This is a genomic window from Streptomyces similanensis, from assembly GCF_039543625.1.
GTDB classification, from domain to species: Bacteria; Actinomycetota; Actinomycetes; order Streptomycetales; family Streptomycetaceae; genus Streptomyces; species Streptomyces similanensis.
The window spans coordinates 1-842 of the sequence record NZ_BAABKC010000154.1; the positions used below are offsets into that span (position 1 = coordinate 1).

Consider the following 842-nt stretch of genomic DNA (forward strand, 5'->3'; position numbering starts at 1 on the left):
AACGATGAACCACTTCGGTGGGGATTAGTGGCGAACGGGTGAGTAACACGTGGGCAATCTGCCCTTCACTCTGGGACAAGCCCTGGAAACGGGGTCTAATACCGGATACAACCGCTGACCGCATGGTCGGGCGGTGGAAAGCTCCGGCGGTGAAGGATGAGCCCGCGGCCTATCAGCTTGTTGGTGAGGTAATGGCTCACCAAGGCGACGACGGGTAGCCGGCCTGAGAGGGCGACCGGCCACACTGGGACTGAGACACGGCCCAGACTCCTACGGGAGGCAGCAGTGGGGAATATTGCACAATGGGCGAAAGCCTGATGCAGCGACGCCGCGTGAGGGATGACGGCCTTCGGGTTGTAAACCTCTTTCAGCAGGGAAGAAGCGAAAGTGACGGTACCTGCAGAAGAAGCGCCGGCTAACTACGTGCCAGCAGCCGCGGTAATACGTAGGGCGCAAGCGTTGTCCGGAATTATTGGGCGTAAAGAGCTCGTAGGCGGCTTGTCACGTCGGTTGTGAAAGCCCGAGGCTTAACCTCGGGTCTGCAGTCGATACGGGCAGGCTAGAGTGTGGTAGGGGAGATCGGAATTCCTGGTGTAGCGGTGAAATGCGCAGATATCAGGAGGAACACCGGTGGCGAAGGCGGATCTCTGGGCCATTACTGACGCTGAGGAGCGAAAGCGTGGGGAGCGAACAGGATTAGATACCCTGGTAGTCCACGCCGTAAACGGTGGGAACTAGGTGTTGGCGACATTCCACGTCGTCGGTGCCGCAGCTAACGCATTAAGTTCCCCGCCTGGGGAGTACGGCCGCAAGGCTAAAACTCAAAGGAATTGACGGGGGCC

General features: G+C 59.1%; 1 rRNA gene. It reads left to right on the top strand.

The features are described 5' to 3' along the window. A 16S ribosomal RNA gene (locus ABEB07_RS38690) occupies window positions 1-842 on the top strand; the annotation flags it as partial.